We start from the raw sequence: 1770 nt of genomic DNA, 5'->3' as shown, positions 1-1770 counted from the left end.
GTTATCGCGTCTACTGGCAGACCGGGGTGCTCGGGCGCCTTTGCCATGCAACGCCATGCCTCGCGATGGGCAAGAGCGGTGGTCACTCCCAAGCGTCAGCGCCCAATTGTGCTGCTGACGATTTCCTTTTGTACGCTTCCGTACAGAGCTTTGCGAGTCAATTCGGGCCCGAGGCTGATTTGAGGGTTCTTGCGTCCTTGCGTCGTCCGTCCGTCGCCCCGAAATTCTTCGGAACGTTTGCTCGGCTGAGAGGTTCAAATACTCCACCCAACAGGAGTCTCGAACGATGGATCACACCAACCGCGTACGCCTCACAAGCACCGAACTGACACCAGACATTCTCGAAGACGCCACGATTTACGACGCGGACGACAACAAGGTCGGCAGCGTTTCGCACGTCCACGGCTCTGGAGCCGCCAGTCAGGTCGTCATCGATGTCGGCGGCTTTCTCGGCATAGGTGCCAAGCCGGTGGCCGTTCCCGCGAGCCAGTTGGAATTCATGCGCGATGAAGACGGCGACGTTCACGCGGTGACGAACTGGACCAAGGATCAGCTCAAGAGCATGCCCGAGCATCACGATGCATGATTTCGAGGACTTCACCTTGAACGGGAGCGGCCGCTTGGCCGCTCTCTGAACGTCCCTTGGGCGCGACAGGATGGACAGACGATGCGGCGCGAGACCGGAGCCTGCTTCTGCGGAGGGATCGCCGCAGCCATGGACGGAGAGCCTTTCTGGATATGCTACGATCACGACGACGATTGCCGCCGGGCCATCGGAAGTCCGATGACAATCTGGGTCGGTTACCGGCCTGAGCAATTTCAGCTTCTTAGAGGGACACCGAAGGCCTTTTCGAAAACGCCAGGCGTCACCCGCACGTTCTGCCCGGACTGTGGAAGCTCGATAGGCTATAGCGACGAAGGTCTGCCGGACGAGTTCTACGTGACGGTCGGTTTTCTTGACAAACCTGAAGGTTTTCAGCCGCAAGCCCATGCCTATTGGGATCTGAGGCTACCGTACATCGAGTTTGATGACAGCCTGCCACGCATCGACCGATATTCGAGGAAGCGCGACCCGAAGTTGGGCAACCCGCGCGACCGGTAGTCGCGGTGCAAGGCGCGAGGGCATCGGCGGAACCTGACGATCGCTAACGGGTTATTCGGGCAGACCCGTCGGGTGCCACCATGCCATCGACCGTGATCCGAAACGCACAATACGACCCCGCCACCAGGATCCTCTCGGTCTGGTTTGTTCCGAGCGGCAAACGTTACGACTATGAGGATGTTGCTCCGGTAACTTATGCCGCTTTCACCAAAGCTTTCTCAAAAGGCCGCTTCTTCAATGAATTCATCCGAGATCGCCATCGGTATCGCCGCGTGGCGTGACAAGTTCGGACATGAGCAGACGATGCACGGAACCTGACCCGCATCGTCTCGTTGACGTCTCGTCGAAGCAAACCAGGCAATGACAATTCATCTGGATATGCTCGGGACCGGCAAAGATCGATCGGAACAGGCTTCAAGGGAGTTCAAGAGCCATGACGGCCAAGAAGCAGAAGACCGAAAGCAAGGACAAGAAGGCGCTGCGCTTGGCAGAGACCACCGACGTCTCACCCAAGCAGGCCAAGGAGCTTATGCAAAAGCATGGCAAGGACAGCCCCAAGGTCGAGAAAGAAGCCAGAAACTTCAAGGCGGAAGGATAGGACGCATTGAGGCCCGGCTTGCATGACCCCTGCAGGGGATCGGCCGCCAGGCAATTCGGGATTAAGGGGG

The 1770-nt window shown here is 58.4% G+C and carries 4 protein-coding genes; all 4 read left to right on the top strand.

The features are described from left to right. Nucleotides 1-286: 286 nt before the first annotated feature. The 4 genes from EN893_RS32375 (at nt 287) to EN893_RS32360 (ending at nt 1700) form a co-directional block, all read left to right on the top strand. Nucleotides 287-586: a PRC-barrel domain-containing protein gene (locus EN893_RS32375; protein WP_127267419.1), complete on the top strand. Its 300-nt coding sequence runs from the start codon at nt 287-289 to the stop codon at nt 584-586. Between the two features lie 81 nt (nt 587-667). Next, nucleotides 668-1102: a GFA family protein gene (locus EN893_RS32370; protein ID WP_127267420.1), complete on the top strand. Its 435-nt coding sequence runs from the start codon at nt 668-670 to the stop codon at nt 1100-1102. Nucleotides 1103-1182: 80 nt separating this feature from the next. After that, the gene (locus EN893_RS32365) at nt 1183-1383 is read left to right on the top strand and encodes a KTSC domain-containing protein (protein WP_127267421.1); all 201 of its coding nucleotides are present in this window, start codon (nt 1183-1185) and stop codon (nt 1381-1383) included. Between the two features lie 152 nt (nt 1384-1535). Continuing rightward, nucleotides 1536-1700, top strand: a complete 165-nt coding sequence (locus EN893_RS32360; RefSeq protein WP_081738679.1) for a hypothetical protein — start codon at nt 1536-1538, stop codon at nt 1698-1700. The last annotated feature ends 70 nt before the right edge of the window (nt 1701-1770 follow it).

This window comes from Mesorhizobium sp. M7A.F.Ca.CA.004.04.2.1, assembly GCF_004022825.1.
GTDB lineage: Bacteria > Pseudomonadota > Alphaproteobacteria > Rhizobiales > Rhizobiaceae > Mesorhizobium.
The sequence above is the reverse complement of the archived record's forward strand: the minus strand, read 5'-3'. Positions and strand labels throughout refer to the sequence as shown.